At 63.2% G+C, this 821-nt stretch carries 1 protein-coding gene; it reads left to right on the top strand.

What is annotated here, in order from left to right:
- A partial coding sequence (locus AOG28_RS17450) for an Ig-like domain-containing protein (protein ID WP_200906844.1) occupies positions 1-821 on the top strand: 821 nt, incomplete at both ends.

Genomic DNA, 821 nt, shown 5'->3' with positions numbered 1-821 from the left:
ACCGATGGCGAGCATGTCTTCAGCGTCACAGCGACCGATGCCGCCGGTAACGAAAGTGCATCCTCTGGCGAGTTCACACTCACCGTCGATACCGCTGCGCCGGATGCGCCAGTCCTGAGCGAGACCGATGGCACCACCGTCGCCGGGACCGGTGAAGCGGGCAGCACGGTCGAGATCACCAATGCCAACGATGATGTTGTAGGCACCGCGGTCGTCGATGCAGAAGGCAACTTCTCGGTTGAGCTCTCGCCGGAGCAGGAAGCTGGCAGCACACTGACAGCCACGGCAACCGATGCGGCCGGCAATGAAAGCGCAGCGTCCGCGGCACTCGATGTGCCGGAAGACGCTGACGTTACCGCGCCGAACACGCCAACCATCACCTCCGCGACCGACGATGTACCAGCCGATACCGGCGCCCTCGCCTCCGGCGACAGCACCAATGATGCGGCGCCGACCCTCATCGGCAGCGCTGAGGCCGGAAGCTCAATCACCATCACCCACAACGGCGAAGTCGTTGATAGCGTGACAGCCGATGCCAATGGCGCCTGGAGCTACACACCGGCTACTGATCTCACCGATGGCGAGCATGTCTTCAGCGTCACAGCGACCGATGCCGCCGGTAACGAAAGTGCATCCTCTGGCGAGTTCACACTCACCGTCGATACCGCTGCGCCGGATGCGCCAGTCCTGAGCGAGACCGATGGCACCACCGTCGCCGGGACCGGTGAAGCGGGCAGCACGGTCGAGATCACCAATGCCAACGATGATGTTGTAGGCACCGCGGTCGTCGATGCAGAAGGCAACTTCTCGGTTGAGCTCTC

Source organism: Cobetia sp. UCD-24C (genome assembly GCF_001306765.1).
GTDB classification, from domain to species: Bacteria; Pseudomonadota; Gammaproteobacteria; order Pseudomonadales; family Halomonadaceae; genus Cobetia; species Cobetia amphilecti.
This window is presented reverse-complemented; position numbering and strand designations above follow the sequence as displayed.